Consider the following 254-nt stretch of genomic DNA (forward strand, 5'->3'; position numbering starts at 1 on the left):
CGGCGATCTGGAGCTTGAAGCGGCCCTGGTCGCTCCAGAACCACGGCAGCGCCGCGTAGGCCGCGGGCCGCCCCGTGAGGCGGGCGGCGAGGCACCGGCCCTGGTCGATCGCGTTCTGCACCGATTCTCAAGCCATCGCGAAAAGCTTGAGGTCGAACGTCGGGTCGGCGGCCTGAGCCGGTGTCGGCGTGCGGCCGGCGCCGAGGATGCGGCGGGCGATCATGTGGTCGCCGGCGCGGTTGATCGACTCGACT

At 71.7% G+C, this 254-nt stretch carries 1 protein-coding gene and 1 pseudogene; both read right to left on the reverse strand.

Going from position 1 to position 254, the window contains the following annotated elements; genetic code table 11:
- Positions 1 to 127: pseudogene (locus FV226_RS28865) on the reverse strand (pyridine nucleotide-disulfide oxidoreductase); the annotation flags it as partial.
- On the reverse strand, positions 128 to 254 hold a 127-nt coding region (locus tag FV226_RS27800), incomplete at its 5' end, for an oxidoreductase C-terminal domain-containing protein (protein WP_281406064.1).

It is taken from the genome of Methylobacterium sp. WL12, from assembly GCF_008039475.1.
In the GTDB taxonomy this organism is placed as follows: Bacteria; Pseudomonadota; Alphaproteobacteria; order Rhizobiales; family Beijerinckiaceae; genus Methylobacterium; species Methylobacterium cerastii.